19 protein-coding genes are annotated in these 18,826 nt (G+C 34.5%); 16 read left to right on the top strand and 3 right to left on the bottom strand.

The window, feature by feature from the left end; all coding sequences use genetic code 11:
* Positions 1 to 308 precede the first annotated feature (308 nt).
* The 3 genes from Q5N69_RS17175 (at position 309) to Q5N69_RS17165 (ending at position 3,349) form a co-directional block, all read left to right on the top strand.
* Positions 309 to 1,403, top strand: a complete 1,095-nt coding sequence (locus Q5N69_RS17175; protein ID WP_304370316.1) for a 3-deoxy-7-phosphoheptulonate synthase — start codon at positions 309 to 311, stop codon at positions 1,401 to 1,403.
* A 255-nt stretch (positions 1,404 to 1,658) separates the two neighbouring features.
* Positions 1,659 to 2,795: a bifunctional chorismate mutase/prephenate dehydrogenase gene (gene tyrA / locus Q5N69_RS17170; protein ID WP_304370315.1), complete on the top strand. Its 1,137-nt coding sequence runs from the start codon at positions 1,659 to 1,661 to the stop codon at positions 2,793 to 2,795.
* 32 nt (positions 2,796 to 2,827) lie between these two features.
* Positions 2,828 to 3,349, top strand: a complete 522-nt coding sequence (locus Q5N69_RS17165) for a thioredoxin family protein (RefSeq protein ID WP_304370314.1) — start codon at positions 2,828 to 2,830, stop codon at positions 3,347 to 3,349.
* Here Q5N69_RS17165 and Q5N69_RS17160 read toward each other — a convergent pair.
* Positions 3,346 to 3,951: a hypothetical protein gene (locus Q5N69_RS17160; RefSeq protein ID WP_304370313.1), complete on the bottom strand. Its 606-nt coding sequence runs from the start codon at positions 3,949 to 3,951 to the stop codon at positions 3,346 to 3,348. The genes Q5N69_RS17165 and Q5N69_RS17160 overlap by 4 nt on opposite strands.
* A gap of 74 nt (positions 3,952 to 4,025) precedes the next feature.
* On the bottom strand, positions 4,026 to 4,766 hold the full coding sequence (locus Q5N69_RS17155) for a hypothetical protein (protein WP_304370312.1): 741 nt from the start codon (positions 4,764 to 4,766) through the stop codon (positions 4,026 to 4,028).
* Positions 4,767 to 4,991: 225 nt separating this feature from the next.
* Between Q5N69_RS17155 and Q5N69_RS17150 the strand changes: the two genes are divergently transcribed.
* The 4 genes from Q5N69_RS17150 (at position 4,992) to Q5N69_RS17135 (ending at position 7,702) form a co-directional block, all read left to right on the top strand.
* A complete protein-coding gene (locus Q5N69_RS17150; protein ID WP_304370311.1) occupies positions 4,992 to 5,516 on the top strand; it encodes an RNA methyltransferase in 525 nt (174 codons plus the stop codon).
* A 227-nt stretch (positions 5,517 to 5,743) separates the two neighbouring features.
* Entirely contained in the window at positions 5,744 to 5,950 is a 207-nt protein-coding gene (locus tag Q5N69_RS17145) for a cold-shock protein (RefSeq protein WP_304370310.1), read from the top strand.
* Positions 5,951 to 6,331: 381 nt separating this feature from the next.
* The gene (locus Q5N69_RS17140) at positions 6,332 to 7,129 is read left to right on the top strand and encodes a DUF2884 family protein (RefSeq protein ID WP_304370309.1); all 798 of its coding nucleotides are present in this window, start codon (positions 6,332 to 6,334) and stop codon (positions 7,127 to 7,129) included.
* 126 nt (positions 7,130 to 7,255) lie between these two features.
* Complete coding sequence (locus Q5N69_RS17135) at positions 7,256 to 7,702, top strand: DUF3010 family protein (protein WP_304370308.1); 447 nt, start codon at positions 7,256 to 7,258, stop codon at positions 7,700 to 7,702.
* 528 nt (positions 7,703 to 8,230) lie between these two features.
* Here Q5N69_RS17135 and rpsT read toward each other — a convergent pair.
* Positions 8,231 to 8,491, bottom strand: a complete 261-nt coding sequence (gene rpsT / locus Q5N69_RS17130; protein WP_304370307.1) for a 30S ribosomal protein S20 — start codon at positions 8,489 to 8,491, stop codon at positions 8,231 to 8,233.
* A gap of 266 nt (positions 8,492 to 8,757) precedes the next feature.
* On the opposite strand from rpsT, the gene murJ reads away from it, so the two are divergent.
* The 9 genes from murJ to Q5N69_RS17085 all read left to right on the top strand — a co-directional run bounded on the left by murJ (position 8,758) and on the right by Q5N69_RS17085 (position 18,826).
* Entirely contained in the window at positions 8,758 to 10,326 is a 1,569-nt protein-coding gene (gene murJ, locus Q5N69_RS17125) for a murein biosynthesis integral membrane protein MurJ (RefSeq protein WP_304370306.1), read from the top strand.
* Positions 10,327 to 10,512: 186 nt separating this feature from the next.
* On the top strand, positions 10,513 to 11,445 hold the full coding sequence (ribF, locus tag Q5N69_RS17120; RefSeq protein WP_304370305.1) for a bifunctional riboflavin kinase/FAD synthetase: 933 nt from the start codon (positions 10,513 to 10,515) through the stop codon (positions 11,443 to 11,445).
* A gap of 86 nt (positions 11,446 to 11,531) precedes the next feature.
* Positions 11,532 to 14,369, top strand: coding sequence for an isoleucine--tRNA ligase (gene ileS / locus Q5N69_RS17115; RefSeq protein WP_304370304.1), 2,838 nt, complete (start codon positions 11,532 to 11,534; stop codon positions 14,367 to 14,369).
* 126 nt (positions 14,370 to 14,495) lie between these two features.
* Positions 14,496 to 15,002 (top strand): signal peptidase II, encoded by a 507-nt coding sequence (gene lspA, locus Q5N69_RS17110; protein ID WP_304370303.1) that lies wholly within the window; start codon positions 14,496 to 14,498, stop codon positions 15,000 to 15,002.
* An 8-nt stretch (positions 15,003 to 15,010) separates the two neighbouring features.
* Positions 15,011 to 15,445 carry an FKBP-type peptidyl-prolyl cis-trans isomerase gene (gene fkpB, locus Q5N69_RS17105; RefSeq protein ID WP_304370318.1) on the top strand — a complete coding sequence of 145 codons (435 nt, stop codon included), beginning with the start codon at positions 15,011 to 15,013 and terminating at the stop codon, positions 15,443 to 15,445.
* 21 nt (positions 15,446 to 15,466) lie between these two features.
* Entirely contained in the window at positions 15,467 to 16,396 is a 930-nt protein-coding gene (gene ispH / locus Q5N69_RS17100) for a 4-hydroxy-3-methylbut-2-enyl diphosphate reductase (RefSeq protein WP_304370302.1), read from the top strand.
* Between the two features lie 359 nt (positions 16,397 to 16,755).
* Positions 16,756 to 17,340, top strand: a complete 585-nt coding sequence (gene pilV / locus Q5N69_RS17095; RefSeq protein WP_304370301.1) for a type IV pilus modification protein PilV — start codon at positions 16,756 to 16,758, stop codon at positions 17,338 to 17,340.
* Between the two features lie 8 nt (positions 17,341 to 17,348).
* The gene (locus Q5N69_RS17090; protein WP_304370300.1) at positions 17,349 to 18,323 is read left to right on the top strand and encodes a PilW family protein; all 975 of its coding nucleotides are present in this window, start codon (positions 17,349 to 17,351) and stop codon (positions 18,321 to 18,323) included.
* A gap of 14 nt (positions 18,324 to 18,337) precedes the next feature.
* A complete protein-coding gene (locus Q5N69_RS17085) occupies positions 18,338 to 18,826 on the top strand; it encodes a pilus assembly PilX N-terminal domain-containing protein (protein WP_304370299.1) in 489 nt (162 codons plus the stop codon).

The following is an 18,826-nucleotide window of genomic DNA, read 5'->3' as shown; positions in this document are numbered from 1 at the left end:
TTAGTTGTTGATTTCATAACACTCTCCAATTTACTTAAAGAAAAGTGTCAACCTTATTTAGGACGGGTCAAAATAAAGTTAATAAAAAGCGCCAAAAGGCGCCAAAAGGCGCTTTTTTTATGTCTAGGCTATGTACGTATTAGATTAAAGTGTGTAACATAATTGATACAGATTGAGTAAATATAAGTTTACAGTTTGTATTTGTAAGAGTTTTGATTTATTTTATAACTATTCTGGCCTTTTACTATTACATTTAAGTAAGACTATTGGATTTATTCTTATTTCATTACCTTGAAGAGGCTAACATTATGACACTAGAAAACAGCACCGAAACTAAAAAAAGTCGCTTAGACAATGTTCATGTAAATTCTGAAGAAGTATTGATCACACCTGATGATTTAAGAAAAGAATTACCTTTACCTGAATCAGGCAGAGTATTTGTGCAGCAAGCACGCAATGTTATTGCTGACATTATTCATAAAAGAGACAGTCGCTTACTTATTATTAGTGGTCCATGTTCTATACATGATATTGATGCTGCTAAACAATACGCAAGAGAGCTTAAAAAACTGCATGAGCAATACAAAGACAGCTTATACATTGTAATGCGAGTCTACTTTGAAAAACCAAGAACCACTGTTGGTTGGAAAGGACTAATTAATGATCCTCATATGGATGGATCATTTGATGTTGAAACAGGCTTAAGAAAAGCAAGAGAGCTATTAATCTTTTTAACTGAACTTGGTTTGCCTTTAGCTTCAGAAGCATTAGATCCTATTAGCCCACAATACTTAGCTGAGTTATTTAGTTGGTCTGCTATTGGTGCTCGTACGACTGAATCGCAAACACACAGAGAAATGGCGTCGGGCTTATCAATGCCAATTGGCTTTAAAAATGGTACTAAAGGTAGCTTAGATGTTGCAATAAATGCGATGGAATCTGCAGCTTCTTCACACCGTTTTATGGGTATTAACAAACAAGGACAAGTGTCTTTAATTAAAACTTCAGGTAACCCTGACGGACATGTGATTTTACGCGGAGGCAAAAAGCCTAACTACAATGCTGAGGATGTCGCAATTTGTGAGGAAGCTCTAGCAAAACAAGGCTTAGAACCTGGTATTGTTATAGATTGTTCTCATGGAAACTCAAGTAAAGATTATGCTCGTCAACCTATTGTGGCTCATGATGTTTTTGATCAAATAGCGGATGGCAATAAGTCTATTATAGGTATCATGCTTGAAAGTCATTTAAATGCAGGCAAACAAAGTGATAGTATTCCAATTGCAGAAAGAGCTTACGGAGTTTCAATTACTGACGGTTGTATTGATTTAGCAAGCACACAAGAACTTATTGCGAAAGCTGATGAAAAGCTTAAAACAGTTTTAAAATCACGTATCGTATAGGTTGTAGTGACCTTTAGTAATCAAAATTTATTCTCATTGTCTTTTATTGTGTCGCTTATTAATAAGCTATTCTGATAAATGACATGAGATGAATTTCTACCTTGGGTTTATTGGCTGAATAGGTGAAATAAATCTCTTCAGAGAAACTACTTCTTTACAACTCCCCATTATCTATTGCAAAGTTAGACCTAAAGTTACACAAGCCTATTAATTGACACTATATTTTACATATCACCGTACATTGTTGAGACACAAATGGAAAAACACGTATTTGATGAAAAGCTAGCCTGTTTAAGAAATGAAATTGATGATATCGATTCTCAATTAGTTAATTTATTAAAAAAGCGACGTACGGTTACCACTAAGGTTGGTGCACTGAAAAATGAAGTTGGAATGCCCATTTACGCTCCTGAGCGAGAAGAAGCATTATTAACTAAGCGCAGGCAGCAAGCACAAGAGGCTGGATTAAATCCTGATGTTATTGAGGATGTATTGCGACGATTAATGAGTGACTCATACTTGAGCCAAGACTCAAGTGGCTATTTATGTGTTAATCCTGACTGTAAAAAAATTGTAGTAATTGGTGGTAAAGGGCAATTAGGTAAGATCTTTGTAGATTTATTTACTCGCTCTAATTATCAAGTAGAAATCATGGAACAAGAGGACTGGTGCAATAGTGAAACTATTTTTACCAATGCCAGTGTTGTTATTGTTGCTGTACCTATTCGATTAACTACTACCATTATTCAGCGACTTAATAGTTTACCTGATGAATGTATTCTTGCTGATGTTACTAGTATAAAAGAGTCACCTTTATATGAAATGCTTAAAGTACATAAAGGTCCGGTTGTTGGCTTGCATCCAATGTTTGGACCTGACGTGGCAAGCTTAGTTAAGCAAACGGTAATAGCATGTGAAGGAAGGCAACCTGATAGTTATCAGTGGCTATTACAGCAGATAGAAGTTTGGGGTGCTAAAATCTACCCAGTAGATGCAGCCGCTCATGATCAAGCAATGGCTATGGTGCAGGTGATGCGTCATTTTTCTACTATCGCTTATGGTTACCATTTAATGACTGAAGGTGCAGACATTGCACAATTAGTTGAAATGAGCTCACCTATTTATCGTTTAGAGTTGATTATGGTTGGACGATTATTTGCTCAAAGCCCTGTTCTATATAGTGATATAATATTTTCAAATGCCGATAATATTCAAATGATGAAACGTTTTGCTTATCGCTTTTTAGAATTACTAGAAGATGTAGAAATGGGCGATAAAGATTCATTTATTGATATGTTTAATCAAGTATCAGATTGGTTTGGTGATTACGCAGGTGAGTTTTTAAAAGAAAGTAAGTCTATGCTACTTAAAGCTAATGAGCTTAAGAAATAGTTTTACTCATATTTATAAATAAAGGATTATTCATGTCTATTTCTAACAAAATATTAAAAAGTATTGTACTGACTCTTTTTATTTTTTTGACTGCATGTAGCCATAGTGCGTCAATAACAGAAAGCTTGGCTTCACAAGAAAATATGCTTGGGGTTATTACAAAGAGTCAATTATTAAGTCATGAAGCGGTGTTTAAAGCAGGTTATGAGTCATACACTGTTTCTCAAAAAGATAAGTTAAAAATTAGTGATTGGCCTAGTGGTTTACATATAGATATTTATTTTGGGACTTGGTGTCACGACAGCGAAAGAGAAGTCCCTAAATTACTATCCATTTTAGATAATAATTTAAATGTTACTTCTAAGCTTATTGCACTAGATTTGAATAAAGATGACCTACAAAACTTGGCTCGCTCAAATAACATTAAATACACGCCAACGTTTGTTGTATATTTAGGAGACAAAAAAATAGGTCGCATTATTGAGCGACCTATTGTAAGTTTGGTTGATGATATTACAAAGATATATGTTAATTCTTTGAAAGTTGATGATTAAAACTTATAAGAAAAACCAACAGATAAAGAAGTGTCTATCCAAACAGCTTCATCATATTCAGCGGCACATACATCGTTTTGACAAAATAGTGAATCACCATCTTGCATTAAGCTAGCATAGCCTCTTAATTCTGTAACTATGGAGGCTACATCAGATATTTCATATCGAGTACCTATTGCCGCAGTGAATGATGGTGAAATCTCACTACCACCATCAGCACTGAAGCGTGCAGCACCAAGCCCAATAGAAACGGTAGTAATATATTGCCTTTGGCGAAACTGGGCTATACCATTAAAGTGAGCATATAACACGTCCAAAGAACTGGTTTTCCCTTCATCACCATACTCGTAGTCATGGCTAGCGTAATTTACTAGTATTTGGCCTTGACCGCTTGGAGATTCTTGCCAAGCGACACCAATTCCAAAATGAGTTGCATTATCTAGAGATATAGAAGTATCACTCTCTGGAACAGTTAAATCTGAACTAGACATTATGCCTATATATGGCGTAATTTCATATTCTGTAGCTATAGATGAGCTTACAGGTAAAGCCAAAGCTAAAGTTAAAGCTACCTTCGATAATATGCTTTTTGAACGTGACATATTCAATCCCTTTTATTTATTCTTATTCTTTTCTTATTGATCTAATTTAGAGTTTTAATTAAATAGGTTTACCGCTAATTAAAAAATCCACCAAGCTTCTCTAACGCTTTTTCTTTTAATTTTTCTTTAGCTTTTTCGGTAAGTTTCTTTTTTTGTTCTTCTTTAGCTTCTTTCCAAATAGAAGAAAGTGCTTGTTTAGCAATTTCAGCACCTAAAAGACTTGCCGGTAAACCTTTTTCGCCACCAATGTTGGTTAAGTTAATATCTGGTAATGTTAACTGATGCTCTTTATTACCTAATGCGGATAAATCTAATGATAATTGTGTGCTTGAAAGAATCAGTTTATTTACACGAATATTAGGTTCTGATTGTGTACCTGTTTCGGTTTCAGCTTCTGTCGATTCGCTTTTCGGTAGGTTCTTTTCTATATCATTTAAAATATCAGATAAGTTTGCTGAGCCAGTTTGAGATAATTCAACAAATGCTTGAGGGTTATTAATTCTTATCTCATCTATAACAATGGTATCTTCAGTCAAACTTGAAATATTAATATCTAATAAAATTGTTTCGAATGAGAATGCATTCGGATAGTTATATTTTTCAGGATTACTTAGGCTAAAACCATTAATAGCGCCGGAACCTTTAGTAAGTTTCATTTCTACATTTTTAACAAGTACTGTTTGATTGGTTAATTTACTACCTTGTGTTTCTATTTGTTGCTTGATGAAATCATCTAAAGATCCATTTGCTAAAAACCACAATGCAGCACCACAAAATAATAAAATAATAAAAACGAAAGAGGCTAATTTATTCACGAATAATCCTTAAGAGTAAATTTTAGATAAGTACAAACGTATAGTTTGTACGCTTTTTCAAAATTATAGATGATCTACTATATAAAAAATACCGATAAAAGTAATGGGCAAAACAAGAATTAACCCATTAAGTCTGTGGAAGCTGTTAAATTAGAGTAACAGGTTAGTTTATAAGATAAATTAATTCTTTATAATGACCATAAATATCATTAACGATTAGAAAACATGCCAAAATTTGAGTTAAATATAGGTTTAATCAACCCAAAAAGCCCAACAAATGTTGGAGCTGTTATGCGTGCAGCTGGATGTTATCGAGCAAATAATGTTTATTACACCGGTAAACGATACGAAAATGCAGCAAAATTTAATACTGATACTAAAAATGCAAAAAATAAAATACCATTAATTGGTGTTGATGATATTACAGAACAGCTTTCCTCTGAAACCAAAGTTATTTGTGTTGATTTAGTTGAAGGCTCTACTCCACTTCCTCATTTTGAACACCCAGAAAATGCACTTTATATCTTCGGTCCAGAAGATGGGACCATTCCACAAAATATAATTAATCGAGCTGATGCCGTTGTTTATATACCTACAGTTGGTTGCATGAACTTGGCTGCTACTGTTAATGTTTTAATGTATGACCGAACGGTTAAGTTAGGTGGTTTTGATTATGGGGATGAATTAATCAAAACGAGTAGAGATAAAAACAATAGAACTAAGTGCCTTAAACAACAAATAAAAACATAGCTTTATAAATCAAATATAAAGGCTTTATTTTTATATCAGCAAAACTACTTGACTAAGAATTATATTCAGCTAGAATGTCCCTAGCTAGAAAGTAAGACCTATATTTATGTACGCCGTTTCGATGTTATATTAGTAGCTCGTCCTGTTTAATAAGTAATAGCAAAACTTCCTGCAACACCGCTCCATTTTGGAGCAAAAAATTACTCTTAAAAGAATAGGATATTATTATGTCTACTACTACTGGTACAGTAAAATGGTTTAACGAATCTAAAGGTTTTGGCTTTATCGAGCAAGAATCTGGTCCAGACGTATTTGCACATTTCTCTGCAATCCAAGGCGACGGTTTCAAAACTTTAGCTGAAGGTCAAAAAGTACAGTTTACTGTTACTCAAGGACAAAAAGGTCCTCAAGCAGAAAACATTCAAGCACTTTAATTTAATCGCCGATTAAATTCGGTTATTAATAAAAGCGTTTAAAAGGCAAGATAATATCTTGCCTTTTTTGTATCTGTAACTTTATTCTGACCTTTTCAAACTTCAAACTTCAAACTTCAAACTTCAAACTTCAAACTTCAAACTTCAAACTTCAAACTTCAAACTTCAAACTTCAAATCTTCAAACTTCAAACTTCAAATCTTCAAATCTTAAATTCCGATTAGTCAAATTCACTATTTTTTAGTCTTATATCTTATTTCTTTTGTTTTTCAGATTTTCTATTTGTTGAGTTTTTTTTAAATCCTTGTTTATAAAGGATTATGTTTTTGGCATCACTTTTGTAATGTATTTACTAAACAACATATAAATTGAGGCATAAACATGAAAACATTATTAGTAGGGTTAGTATTAGTAAGTACCAGTAGTTTTGCACATGAAACATCATATTCTAGTGACTCTTGTAATGTAGATATAAATGGTGGAGTAAGTATTTCTAAGTCAGATATTGAGTTCTTAAAGCATGATAAAAGTTTATATAAAATAGTGAATAATAGTACCTTAGTGATTAAAGGTGAGGAAGTGCCGTTAACTTCAAATCAACAAATTCTAGTTACACAGTTTTCAACAGATATTAGAGCATTGATCCCTCAAGCCAAAAATGTAGCCACTGATGCTCTTAGCTTAGCCTCTGAAGGTGTTAGTTTAGTATTTAATGAATTACTTGGTGAAAATAACGCGGTTGTCGAAGACCTTTCTACACACTTTAATGAGATTAATTATGAAATAGAGAAAAGTTTTTCAGCTGATCAAACAATATATTTTGATGAAGATGGTTTTTCTCGTAATGAATTCTTTGGTGATGACTTTGAAGAACGTATAGAAAGTGCTGTTGAACAAACTATTCAAAACTCTATTGGTAGCCTTATGGTTGCTGTAGGGCAAGAGCTTCTTTTTTCAGGCGGTAATATGGATGCATTTGAAGCCAAAATGGAAAACTTTGAAGAACAGATGGAATATGAAATGGAGTTAAGAGGCAAAGATATTGAGAAGCGAGCTAATGCTTTATGTGATGCTTTAATTGCAATCGATCGAATAGAAGAAAATATGAGAAATGAAATTTCAGAAGTTGCTAAATTTGATATTTTAACTGCATCAGCTAAAAATCAAAATAGAACCTAATTTTCAGTGTATAAATCCACATAAGAAAGAGAACATTCAAAAGATGTTCTCTTTTTTTATCTAAGTAACGACGTTTAATGCAAAATTGTTTTATAATAACCCCATTAGTTCAATGAGGTTTTATACATGAGAATATGTGGCGTAGAGTTAAAAGGTAATGATGCAATTGTTTGTATCATGTCGAGAGAGAATGGATTATATGATATTCCTCATCTTCGAGTACAAAAAATATCAATAGCAGATGCTGGCGATGCAGAACAAGTAAGAACGTTTCAGTTTACTTTCGCTAAGTTGATGGAAGATTACAAGGTAGATAAGGTTGTTATTCGCGGTCGTGCTTTAAAAGGTAAGTTTTCTGGTGGACCTGTGGGCTTCAAATTAGAAGCTGCTATTCAATTAATTCAAGACTTGGCTGTTGAGATTCTTTCCGGTACTGAAATTAAGAAGTCTTTAGCTAAAAGTCAGGTAGATATTGATTTTAGAGATACAGGATTAAAACAGTACCAAGAAGGTGCTTTTGAAGCTGTATTTTCTTATTTTGAACAATCAGCGTTTAATCCAAATAGTGTATAGTCAGTTAATTACGTATATTTATTTAAGGAAGCGAAAGCTTCCTTTTTTATTGTTTAAAATAAGAAAGTGATCTTGGGTGTTTGTTAGGCATCAGTAAAGTGATTAAGAATTAATTTATGGATTGAAGTTTTAGTTAAAGCTGAGTTCAGTTGAATGGGAAGTTTTACAGGGATTTAATTATTTAACCTCAGCTCGGGTTAAGCTATTTTACTCAATAATGCTATTTAAGCGCCTATCTACGTTGCCTGCATGGATGCAGGTTCTTGGTTTTTATCAGGAATAAAAAAAACCGTATTTTTACGCCCAATAGCCAGCTATTGGTTTATAAAAATGCCTTGATAACCACATAAATATTATCATTGAGGTAAGATTAAAGTTTTTTTAGTATCTTTATCAGCATAAAGCTAAATATAAGAATATAAATCAACAATATATAAAACCCATTAATCCGAGCTAAGGTTATTTAGGAAATAAATTTTAGACAAAAAAAAACCGGCTATTGCCGGTTTTTCAATCTTTAATACAAAACTAAAGAGCTTTAATAGCAGCGTTTAAACGACTTTTGCTACGAGCAGCTTTATTTTTGTGAATAAGACCTTTGCTTGCGTAACGATCTAAGATCGGTGTTGCAGAAGCAAATTCTTTAGTTGCTGTTTCTTTGTCACCGGCTTCGATAGCACCGATCACTTTCTTAAGTAATGTGCGCATCATTGAACGACGGCTTGCATTGTGTTGACGGCGCTTTTCAGATTGTACTGCGCGCTTCTTAGCAGACTTTGAGTTAGCCAAGGTGAACTCCTAAAATTAATAAATATTGCCTAGATTTAAGGCGACGAAATATGCCTGTTTTAAAGCTGTTTGTCAAACCATTTCGCTTTATTTTTAATTTTAGTATGAAATTTAAAACCAAAGAGAAAGGTAGAATATTTATTTTATCACAATCTAATTAAAATAGGTGTTTAAGTTAATTTTAACGCTTGTTTCTCCTTATCAAAAAAACGCATAATAATAGATTCGGTTAAATGATAAGAATTAGCAGGTATGGGAAGTTTATTTTGAGTAAGAAACTCATTAAATCAGGATTGATTGTTAGTATTATGACACTTGTCTCACGAGTGCTTGGATTAATACGAGATGTTGTGATTGCTAATGTTATGGGAGCCGGTGTAGCTGCTGATGTATTCTTTTTTGCAAATAAGATCCCTAACTTTTTAAGACGATTGTTTGCAGAAGGTGCATTTGCTCAAGCTTTTGTTCCTGTACTCAGTGAATATCATGCTAAAGATGGTGATAAGTTAGGACCTGAAACACGACAGCTTATTGCTCAAGTGTCCGGGACTTTAGGTGTATTAGTTACGTTAGTGACGCTTGTAGGTGTTATTGCTTCACCTCTTTTTGTTATTTTATTTGGTTTTGGTTGGTTTTGGGATTGGTTACATGATGGACCTAAAGCTGAGCAATTTGAACTTGCTTCATTTTTATTAAAGATAACATTTCCTTATCTATTTTTTGTTAGTTTCACTGCACTGGCGGGAGCTATTTTAAATACTTTAGGTAAGTTTGCTGTTTCTTCTTTCACGCCGGTATTACTTAATATTTGCATTATTACATGTGCAATATTCCTATCTCCTATAATGCCTAACCCCGCTTATGCCTTAGCAATTGGTGTTTTTGTTGGTGGGGTAGTGCAGTTTATGTTTCAAATTCCTTTTTTAATACAGGCTGGAGCACTAGTTAAACCTAAGTGGGCTTGGAATTCGAAAGGTGTTAGTAAAATTAGAAAACTCATTGTGCCAGCGTTATTTGGTGTTTCCGTTACACAAATTAATTTATTACTAGATACACTTATTGCCAGTGTTCTAGTCACAGGCTCGATTAGTTGGTTGTATTACGCTGATAGACTTTTAGAGTTTCCACTTGGTTTATTTGGTATCGGTATCGCTACCGTTATTTTACCAAGCTTATCAAAACTACATGCTAAACAAAGCTCTGGAGAGTTTCGAGATACTGTTGAATGGGGGCTTAAAATAGTTTCTTTGTTTGGTTGGCCTGCTTTGGCTGGTCTTATGGTACTAGCTCAACCTATTGTTATGGTTTTGTTTATGCGTGGAGAATTCTCTGAACAAACGGTACTTAATGTTTCATACGCTCTTTTTGCATATTTATCTGGCTTGATCAGTTTCATGTTTATTAAGATTTTGGCTCCAGCTTATTATGCTCGTCAAGATACTAAAACCCCTGTAATTATCGGTATCAAAGCTATGGTAGCTAATATGGCGTTTAATTTGATGTTGGCACCATTCTTTGGTTACGTTGGTTTAGCCATAGCGACAACTATGTCGGCGTCTTTAAATGCCTTTCTACTATACAGAGGATTAAGGAATCAAAATGTTTTTAGTTTATCTTCGAAAGCATTATGGTTTATGGCGCGAATTATTATTTCTGCTGGTGTTATGGGCGTTGTTGTTTATCTAATTTCACCTCCATTTATTGAATGGTTAAATATGACTAAACTTGAACAACTTATTCAACTGATTATTTGTATTAGCTTGGGTGTAATAAGTTACTTTTTTTCTATTATTTTATTCGGGATTAGAATGAAAGATATCAAAGTATTACCCTAAGTTTTATTGATAGATAAAGATAATTCTCCTTTGGCGATGACTTAAAATGACTCGATCGTAAATAAATGTGATGAAATTGCGTTCAGATGCTGATTCTTAGGGTTGAGTAATATATAATTTCTCGGTTTTTCTTGATAGATAATTGAAGTTCAATAAAAGTTTAGTTAAAAAAGGTTTTTTTAATAAATGCAGTTAATACGCGGTATACATAATATACAACCAGAGCATAATGGCTGTGTACTAACTATAGGTAACTTTGATGGCGTTCACTTAGGCCATAAAGAAGTGATTAATGCATTAATAAAACAAGCAAAAGAACTTAATTGCACAGCAGCCGTTATGGTATTTGAACCTCAGCCTCGAGAGTTGTTTTCTCCAGAAACAGCACCTGCTAGGTTATGTAGATTAAGAGATAAATATACATTGTTGGCTTCGTTAGGTGTCGAGAGATTAATTTGTGTAAATTTTAATTTGAAGTTTGCAACGCAATCAGCAGAAAGTTTTATTGAAGATTTATTAGTACAGAAGTTGGGTATTAAAAGTTTGATTGTTGGTGATGACTTTAGATTCGGAAAAAACCGTAAAGGTAATTACAACATGTTGCTTGAAGCTGGAAAGGCTTCTGGTTTTCATGTTTCAGATACTGCGAGTTATAAGATACTCGATCAAAGGATCAGTAGTACAGAAATACGTAAGGCTCTTGAAAAAGATGATTTAGAGCAAGCTGAAATGATGCTTGGTCGACCTTATTCAATAATAGGTCGGGTTTTTCATGGCGATAAAAGAGGCCGTCAATTAGGTTTTCCTACGGCGAATGTTAAATTAAAAAGACGTGTTTCACCTGTTAATGGTGTGTATGCGGTTAAAGTAAAAACCGATGATGGATTGTTTTTTGGAGTCGCTAATATAGGCTCTAGACCAACAGTCGCAGGTATAAGACAGCAGTTAGAAGTACATATTTTTGATTTTGATTTTGATCTTTATGGTCAAACAATTGAAGTGATATTGCTGAAAAAATTAAGAAAAGAAATGAAATTTGATTCTCTTTCTGCCTTAACAGAACAAATAGTGATTGATAGCGAGCAAGCTCGTCAATTTGTTCAAGCGTTAAGTGTATAAAGTGGTCGCACATATATTAATTTTTAAAGTTAACCGTAGCAGTGAATCGTGAACGTTAACTAAAATACGAGTGGATATAAATTTAAATGAGTGATTATAAGCATACCCTAAATTTGCCAGATACTTCGTTTCCAATGAAAGGGAACATGGCAAACCGCGAACCTAACATGCTAAAAGAGTGGGCCGAAAAAGATTTATACGGAAAAATTCGTGCAGCTAAAAAAGGCAAAAAATCATTTATTCTGCATGACGGACCTCCTTATGCGAATGGCGACATTCATTTAGGACACTCAGTAAATAAAATTCTTAAAGATATTATTGTTAAATCTAAAACTTTATCTGATTTTAATTCTCCGTATGTTCCAGGCTGGGATTGTCATGGGCTGCCTATAGAATTAATGGTTGAAAAGAAAATAGGTAAGCCAGGACATAAAGTTACAGCGGCTCAATTTAGAGAAAAATGTCGTGAGTATGCAACTAAGCAAGTTAATGGTCAAAAAGCTGATTTCAAAAGATTAGGTGTTTTTGCTGATTGGGAAAAACCTTACTTGACTATGGATTTTGGTACTGAAGCGAATATTATTCGTGCTTTAGGAAAAATTGCTGAGAATGGTCATTTACAGCAAGGTTTTAAACCTGTTCATTGGTGTACTGATTGTGGTTCTGCTTTGGCTGAAGCTGAAGTTGAATACAAAGATAAACAATCTCCTGCTATAGATGTTAGTTTTTTAGTTAAAGATCAAAGTATTGCTGATAAGTTTTCTCATCCTGAAAATCATGAAGGTGAGGGCGAAATTAGTATTGCTATTTGGACCACAACACCTTGGACTTTGCCAGCTAACCGTGCTGTATCTGTTCACCCTGAAGTTGAGTACACATTAGTTCAATGTGAAACGGAATCGGGTAAACAAAGGTTGATCCTAGCTTCTGAACTTGTTCAATCATGTATGGATAGATATGGCATCACTAAATATCATGCATTAGGTTTTTGTAAAGGTGCAGACCTTGATTTAGTTGCTTTAAAACATCCTTTTTATGACATTGAAGTTCCTGTTGTATGTGGCGAACATGTAACTACTGATTCTGGTACTGGTTGTGTTCATACTGCGGGTGGTCATGGTGTAGACGATTTCAACGTAAGTAAACAATATGGTTTAGAAATTTATAATCCGGTTGGAGCTAATGGTGTTTATCTTGAAGATACACCGTTATTTGCTGGGCAACATGTATTTAAAGCGAATGCATCAGTAGTAGAAGTGCTTACTGAAAAAGGGGCGTTATTGCATCATCATGCACTGGAACATTCTTATCCACATTGTTGGAGACATAAAACGCCTATTATTTTCCGTGCGACACCTCAATGGTTTATCAGTATGGACAAAAAAGGTTTGCGTCAAGATTCACTAAGTGAAATAGCAAAAACCAAATGGATCCCTGATTGGGGTCAAAGCCGTATTGAAAAAATGGTTGAAGGTAGACCTGATTGGTGTATTTCTCGTCAACGTACTTGGGGTGTACCTATTGCTTTATTTATTCATAAAGATACAGGTGCATTGCATCCTCGTAGTATTGAATTAATAGAAGAAATTGCTCAGAAAGTTGAAAAATCAGGTATTCAAGCATGGTTCGATTTGGATGCTAAAGATCTGATTGGTGATGATGCGAATGATTTTGTAAAAGTACCAGATACTTTAGATGTTTGGTTTGACTCAGGAACAACTCACTCCTCTGTTATAGATGCACGTGAAGAGTTTGATGATATAGCCGATTTATACCTAGAAGGTTCGGATCAGCATAGAGGCTGGTTTATGTCATCAATGATGTCTTCAGTCGCTATGACAGGTAAAGCACCTTATCGTGAAGTATTAACTCATGGTTTTACTGTTGATGTTAATGGTCACAAAATGTCTAAGTCGTTAGGCAATGTAATAACGCCTTCAGAGATCACCAATAAGTTAGGTGCTGATATTTTAAGATTGTGGGTAGCCTCAGTTAACTACACACAAGAGATTACTGTTTCAGATGAAATTTTCAAACGTCAAGCTGATGCTTACCGAAGAATTCGTAACACATCTCGCTTTTTATTAGCTAACTTAAACGGTTTTGATCCTAAGCAAGACTCAATTGCTATTGATGACATGGTTGCATTAGACCGTTGGGTAGTAGGGCAGGCAGCTCAGTTACAAACTGATATCGAAAAAGCTTATAACGATTATGAGTTTCATGTAGTTGTTCATAAGTTAATGAACTTCTGTACAACCGAGCTAGGTGGTTTTTATCTTGATATTATCAAAGATAGACAATACACAGCGAAAAGTAATAGTGTTGCTCGTCGTTCATGTCAAACAGCAATGTATTTAATTGCTGAAGCTATGACTCGCTGGATGGCACCAGTTTTATCTTTTACAGCACAAGAAATTTGGCAGGCATTACCTAAGCCTGCTAATGCAGAAAGAGATGAATTTGTGTTTACTGATGTTTGGTTTGACGGGTTAGCTAAATTACCTAAAGATGCATCATTTGATGATGAGTTTTGGGCAGAGATTTTATTAATTAAAACAGAAGTTAATAAGGCACTAGAAGCGGCACGTAAAGAAAAAACAGTGGGTAAAGCATTAGAGGCTTCAGTAACTCTTTATGCAACCGCAAACATTGTAGATAAGCTAAAACAACTTGAAGAAGAGTTACGTTTTGTTTTAATTACTTCATCAGCAACAGTTGAGCTAGTGACTTCTGCACCTGAAGGTATGATTGAAACTGACGTTACCGGTTTATGGTTATCAGTGGCTCCAGCATCAGGTAGCAAATGTGACCGTTGTTGGCATTTTACTGATGATGTTGGTCAAATAGAAGCACATCCAGAGTTATGTGTTCGCTGTGTAACTAACGTAGATGGTTCAGGCGAAGAGCGTAAGTTTGCATAACTTGATAGTATAAAAGTCATATAAAGTGGCTAAATATATTAAGAAATAAGCGTATGTTATCTGTTAATGTACGCTTGTTTTATATTTAGACATTAATTTCATTCTTTAAAAAGGTTGTAGTCTTTAATGATAAAAAATGCAATGAATACAGGGTTAAGTTGGTTGTGGTTAACTCTGTTGTGTTTGATTGTAGATCAAGTAACGAAATATCTAGTTGTTGACTCTATGGAGCTTTACGAGTCAATTAAAGTGTTCTCTTTTTTTAGTATTACCTATGTGCATAATCTTGGCGCGGCATTCAGTTTTTTAGCTGACCAAGGAGGTTGGCAAAGATGGTTCTTTACGAGTATTGCTGCTATAGCGAGTATTGTTTTTATTGTTTGGTTAGCTAAAACACCTAAAAACCAAAAACTATTAGGTATTGCTTTTGCTTTATTACTAAGTGGTGCTTTAGGAAACTTAATTGATAGAGTTCTATTCGGTTATGTTATCGACTTTTTAGATTTCTACATTGGCAATAATCATTGGCCTGCTTTTAATGTTGCTGATTCAATGATTTTTATTGGTGCAGCTCTGATGATTTTTGATTCGTTCAAAAATAATAATAAAGCTAATGCAATTAATAAAAAGTAAAAAGGTAAATCATGTCGAAAGTAATTAAAGAAAATTCTAACATCATTGTTCACATAACAATGAAACTATCTGACGGTTCAGCTGCGGATAGTACTAAAGTAAATAACAAACCCGCTAAAATAATTATGGGAGATCAAAGTATCTCTCCAGCATTTGAAGCTAATCTACTTGGGTTAAAAGAAGGTGAATCGAAAGAGTTTTCACTTAAATCAGCTGATGCCTTTGGTGATAAAAACCCTGATAACATTCATTATGTTGATATCACTAAATTTGATAGTGAAACACCGGCCAAGGTAGGGAGCATTATTACCTTTACTCAGCCAGGTGGAGAGCTGCCAGGTATGATCACTGATGTCTCAGGTACTTCAGTTACAGTAGATTTTAATCACCCATTAGCTGGGCAAGACGTAACTTTTGTTATTGACGTTATCGAAATTCAATAGTCCAGAATAATAGAGAATACCATGGAAATTATATTAGCAAACCCAAGAGGCTTTTGTGCTGGTGTCGACCGAGCAATTAGTATTGTTGATCGTGCATTAGACTTATTTGACGCACCTATTTATGTTCGCCATGAAGTTGTACATAACAAGTTTGTTGTTAATGGCTTAAAAGACCGCGGTGCTGTTTTTGTTGATGAGTTAGATGAGATCCCTGATGACAGTACAGTAATTTTTAGTGCACATGGTGTTTCTAAGGCAGTACGTAATAAAGCAAAAGATCGAGGTTTAAAAGTATTTGATGCTACTTGTCCATTAGTCACTAAAGTACATATGGAAGTATCACGAGCAAGTCGTAAAAATGTTGAATGTATTCTTATTGGGCATGCGGGGCATCCTGAAGTTGAAGGTACCATGGGGCAATATGAAAGTGACATTGGCGGTATATACTTAGTTGAATCTGTTGATGATGTAGAATCATTATCAGTAAAGAACCCTAATGAATTATATTTTTGTAGTCAAACCACTTTATCCGTAGATGACACCAGCGATGTGATTGATGCTTTGCAGAAAAAATATAAGCACATTGAAGGTCCGCGAAAAGATGATATTTGTTATGCCACTCAAAACCGTCAAGATGCTGTGCGTTCAATCGCAAATCAAGTAGAGTTACTTCTAGTAGTTGGCGCTAAGAATAGCTCTAATTCAAATCGCCTAAGAGAACTTGCAGAAAAAATAGGGACTACATCTTACTTAATAGATACAGCTGAAGATATTCTTCCACAGTGGATAGAAAATATTAAGCATGTAGGTGTAACTGCTGGGGCATCCGCACCTGAAATTCTTGTTAATCAGGTAATAGAAACCCTTAAAAGTTATGGTGGTAAAGAAGTTGTTGAATACCCAGGGCGAGAAGAAAATACAGTATTTGCAGTTCCAATTGAATTGCGTTAACCTTGATGTGGTTGTATAAAAAAAGAACTATTTGTTAATTGGGTTAGTATTTTGTTAATCTAGTTATAAAATTTTGTATATAAAATGTTTTTATGTAAGTCTTAGTTTTTATTACGTAAACTTCAAGTAGTGATAACATAATATTTAATGGAAAACTGCTTAGATATGGATATTAAGGTATGAGTTAATGCGGTTCACTTTAGTGATTTTTAACACATATAACTTTCTCTCAAAGGCATTGGTTTCTATAAACCAATGCTCATTTACTTTGTTGCCGCTAACAAAATCCTCCTTAAATATTCGTGATAATTATTTAGACCTTTATCATGTAAACCTTCTAACATTTGAGGTGTCATAATTTGCGCTCTTATTTATTATTTCAATATAACAAAACGTCTAATAGAGGTTTTACCTTAATAGAAGTGCTTGTTGCTTTATTTATTTTATCAACAGGAATTTTAGGGGCAGTTGCTATGCAAGCATCAGCTAAAAAAGGTAGTTTTGATGCTATGCAACGCTCATTAGCTTCTGCATATGCACAGAATATTATTGAGCGTATGCGAGGTAATGATGCTCAAGTAGGCTCAAATGTACTCAACGGGTATAACGGTAATTATGGTATTAACCCATTAAGCGCCCCAGGTAATAGATGTGATTTGTCTACATCTTTGTGTACGCCAACTGAATTAATTACTAATGATTTATATGAATGGGAGCAGAGTTTAATTGGTGCCGATTCAAAAAATATTAATGCAAATATTGGAGGCCTGAGTGAAGTTGTTGGTTGTATAAATCATTCAAACAGTAATGTCACCGTTGCGATTAGTTGGGAAGGGCGAGAAGAAACCTCCGATGGAGCTACCAGTAATGATGAATTTGGAGAGAATTGTGGCACAGCAACCACAAAACGCCGTCAAATTGTTATTAATGCATTTATTAATTAGAGGCTTATATGCTTAAAAAGCAACAAGGTTTTACTTTACTTGAAATATTCGTCGCATTAGCGATAGGCCTAGTACTTATTGGTGGTGTTTTAAGTGTATTTGTTGGTATGAAAACCACTACGCAAGAAACTTCAAGTATGGGAGAGCTTCAAGAGAATGGTCGTTTTGCTGTTTCACTCCTTACTGATGATTTGTTAAGGCAGAACCTTTGGGGGGACTTAAGTAGCAATTTAAGTAGTACCTTACTTATTAGTCCTGCGCCAGCAAATCCAGCAGGAGACTGTATTGGTGGAGGTTTAAATAATGGCAGCTTCCCTCAGGCAGGAGTAGGAAGTTTTCGTACTATTTGGGCGCAGACTGTTGCTAATATAAATATTTTAAATGGGTGTATCGATGATGCAACTATTGGCTCAGACGTTATTCAAATAAAACGTGTAGTGGCAAACCCTGTTGCTCCAGCAGATATAGAAGCAAATCGTTATTATATAAATTCAGGATTTGAGAATGCAGCAATATTTGGTGGAGAGGAAGCAATACCATCAGTAAATCAGTCTAGAGTTTGGGAATATCAACATCATGTTTATTACATTCGTGAAGACCAAGTAGGAAACGACGTTGTACCTGTGTTAATGCAGGGAAGATTGCAGAATGGTGGTAACGCAATATCATTTAATATGTTAGTTGAAGGTATTGAAAGAATACATTACATGTTTGGTGTTGATACCAGCGGTGATGGAGTTATTAATGCTTATATTGCACCAATAAATATGCTCGACAATTATTGGGATAATGCAAATAATATTAAAATTCTAGGGGTGAAGCTTTACGTACTCGTAAGGTCGATTAGACCCGATAGAAGTTACGAAAATGACAATGTTTATCAAATGGGTGATGTTAGTTTTGATGCTGCTGGTGATAACTTTAGACGTATATTATTTAGCACAACAGTTTCAATGCCAAATGCAACAATTAGAACCTTTTAAAATATAGAGTTAATATGAAATCAATATATTTAATCAATACTAAATATCAAAATCATAGGCAACAAGGTGTCGTTTTAATTGTCGCTTTGGTTTTTCTTATTGCTTTAACTGCTGTTGCAGCTGCGCTAATGCAAAACACAACAACAGATATAAAGATGGCAGGAGCCAGTCAAGAAAAGGCGATTGTTACGCAAGAAGCTATTAGCGAAATGGGACGTATTATATTTAACGAATATCGTAAAGTAGATGGGGCTAATGCTTTTTCAGAAAAAATTGTCGGAACTATTACATTTCCTGTTACTGATGACCAAATAATGAATTCCACAGGCGTGAATGCCAATGAATATGGTTTTGATGTAAGTTGTCCTCGCAATACACAACCTACATCAGGTATGAAATGTACAATTACACGAGTTCAGATAACTCAAACATATGGTCGAGATAATAACCATGCCGTTCAAGTCAATTCTGGTATTGCTCAAGAATTACCAGCAGGAAATTAA

The organism is Pseudocolwellia sp. AS88, from assembly GCF_030551755.1.
GTDB lineage: Bacteria > Pseudomonadota > Gammaproteobacteria > Enterobacterales > Alteromonadaceae > Pseudocolwellia.
The sequence above is the reverse complement of the archived record's forward strand: the minus strand, read 5'-3'. Positions and strand labels throughout refer to the sequence as shown.

Bases quoted from the DNA above. Each gene is read 5' to 3' on its own strand.
- lspA (WP_304370303.1), top strand. From the start codon at position 14,496: ATGATAAAAAATGCAATGAATACAGGGTTAAGTTGGTTGTGGTTAACT.
- Q5N69_RS17165 (WP_304370314.1), top strand. From the start codon at position 2,828: ATGTCTATTTCTAACAAAATATTAAAAAGTATTGTACTGACTCTTTTT.
- Q5N69_RS17160 (WP_304370313.1), bottom strand. From the start codon at position 3,951: ATGTCACGTTCAAAAAGCATATTATCGAAGGTAGCTTTAACTTTAGCT.
- Q5N69_RS17140 (WP_304370309.1), top strand. From the start codon at position 6,332: ATGAAAACATTATTAGTAGGGTTAGTATTAGTAAGTACCAGTAGTTTT.
- Q5N69_RS17175 (WP_304370316.1), top strand. From the start codon at position 309: ATGACACTAGAAAACAGCACCGAAACTAAAAAAAGTCGCTTAGACAAT.
- tyrA (WP_304370315.1), top strand. From the start codon at position 1,659: ATGGAAAAACACGTATTTGATGAAAAGCTAGCCTGTTTAAGAAATGAA.
- Q5N69_RS17135 (WP_304370308.1), top strand. From the start codon at position 7,256: ATGAGAATATGTGGCGTAGAGTTAAAAGGTAATGATGCAATTGTTTGT.
- Q5N69_RS17085 (WP_304370299.1), top strand. From the start codon at position 18,338: ATGAAATCAATATATTTAATCAATACTAAATATCAAAATCATAGGCAA.
- ispH (WP_304370302.1), top strand. From the start codon at position 15,467: ATGGAAATTATATTAGCAAACCCAAGAGGCTTTTGTGCTGGTGTCGAC.
- Q5N69_RS17145 (WP_304370310.1), top strand. From the start codon at position 5,744: ATGTCTACTACTACTGGTACAGTAAAATGGTTTAACGAATCTAAAGGT.
- Q5N69_RS17150 (WP_304370311.1), top strand. From the start codon at position 4,992: ATGCCAAAATTTGAGTTAAATATAGGTTTAATCAACCCAAAAAGCCCA.
- ribF (WP_304370305.1), top strand. From the start codon at position 10,513: ATGCAGTTAATACGCGGTATACATAATATACAACCAGAGCATAATGGC.
- Q5N69_RS17090 (WP_304370300.1), top strand. From the start codon at position 17,349: ATGCTTAAAAAGCAACAAGGTTTTACTTTACTTGAAATATTCGTCGCA.
- ileS (WP_304370304.1), top strand. From the start codon at position 11,532: ATGAGTGATTATAAGCATACCCTAAATTTGCCAGATACTTCGTTTCCA.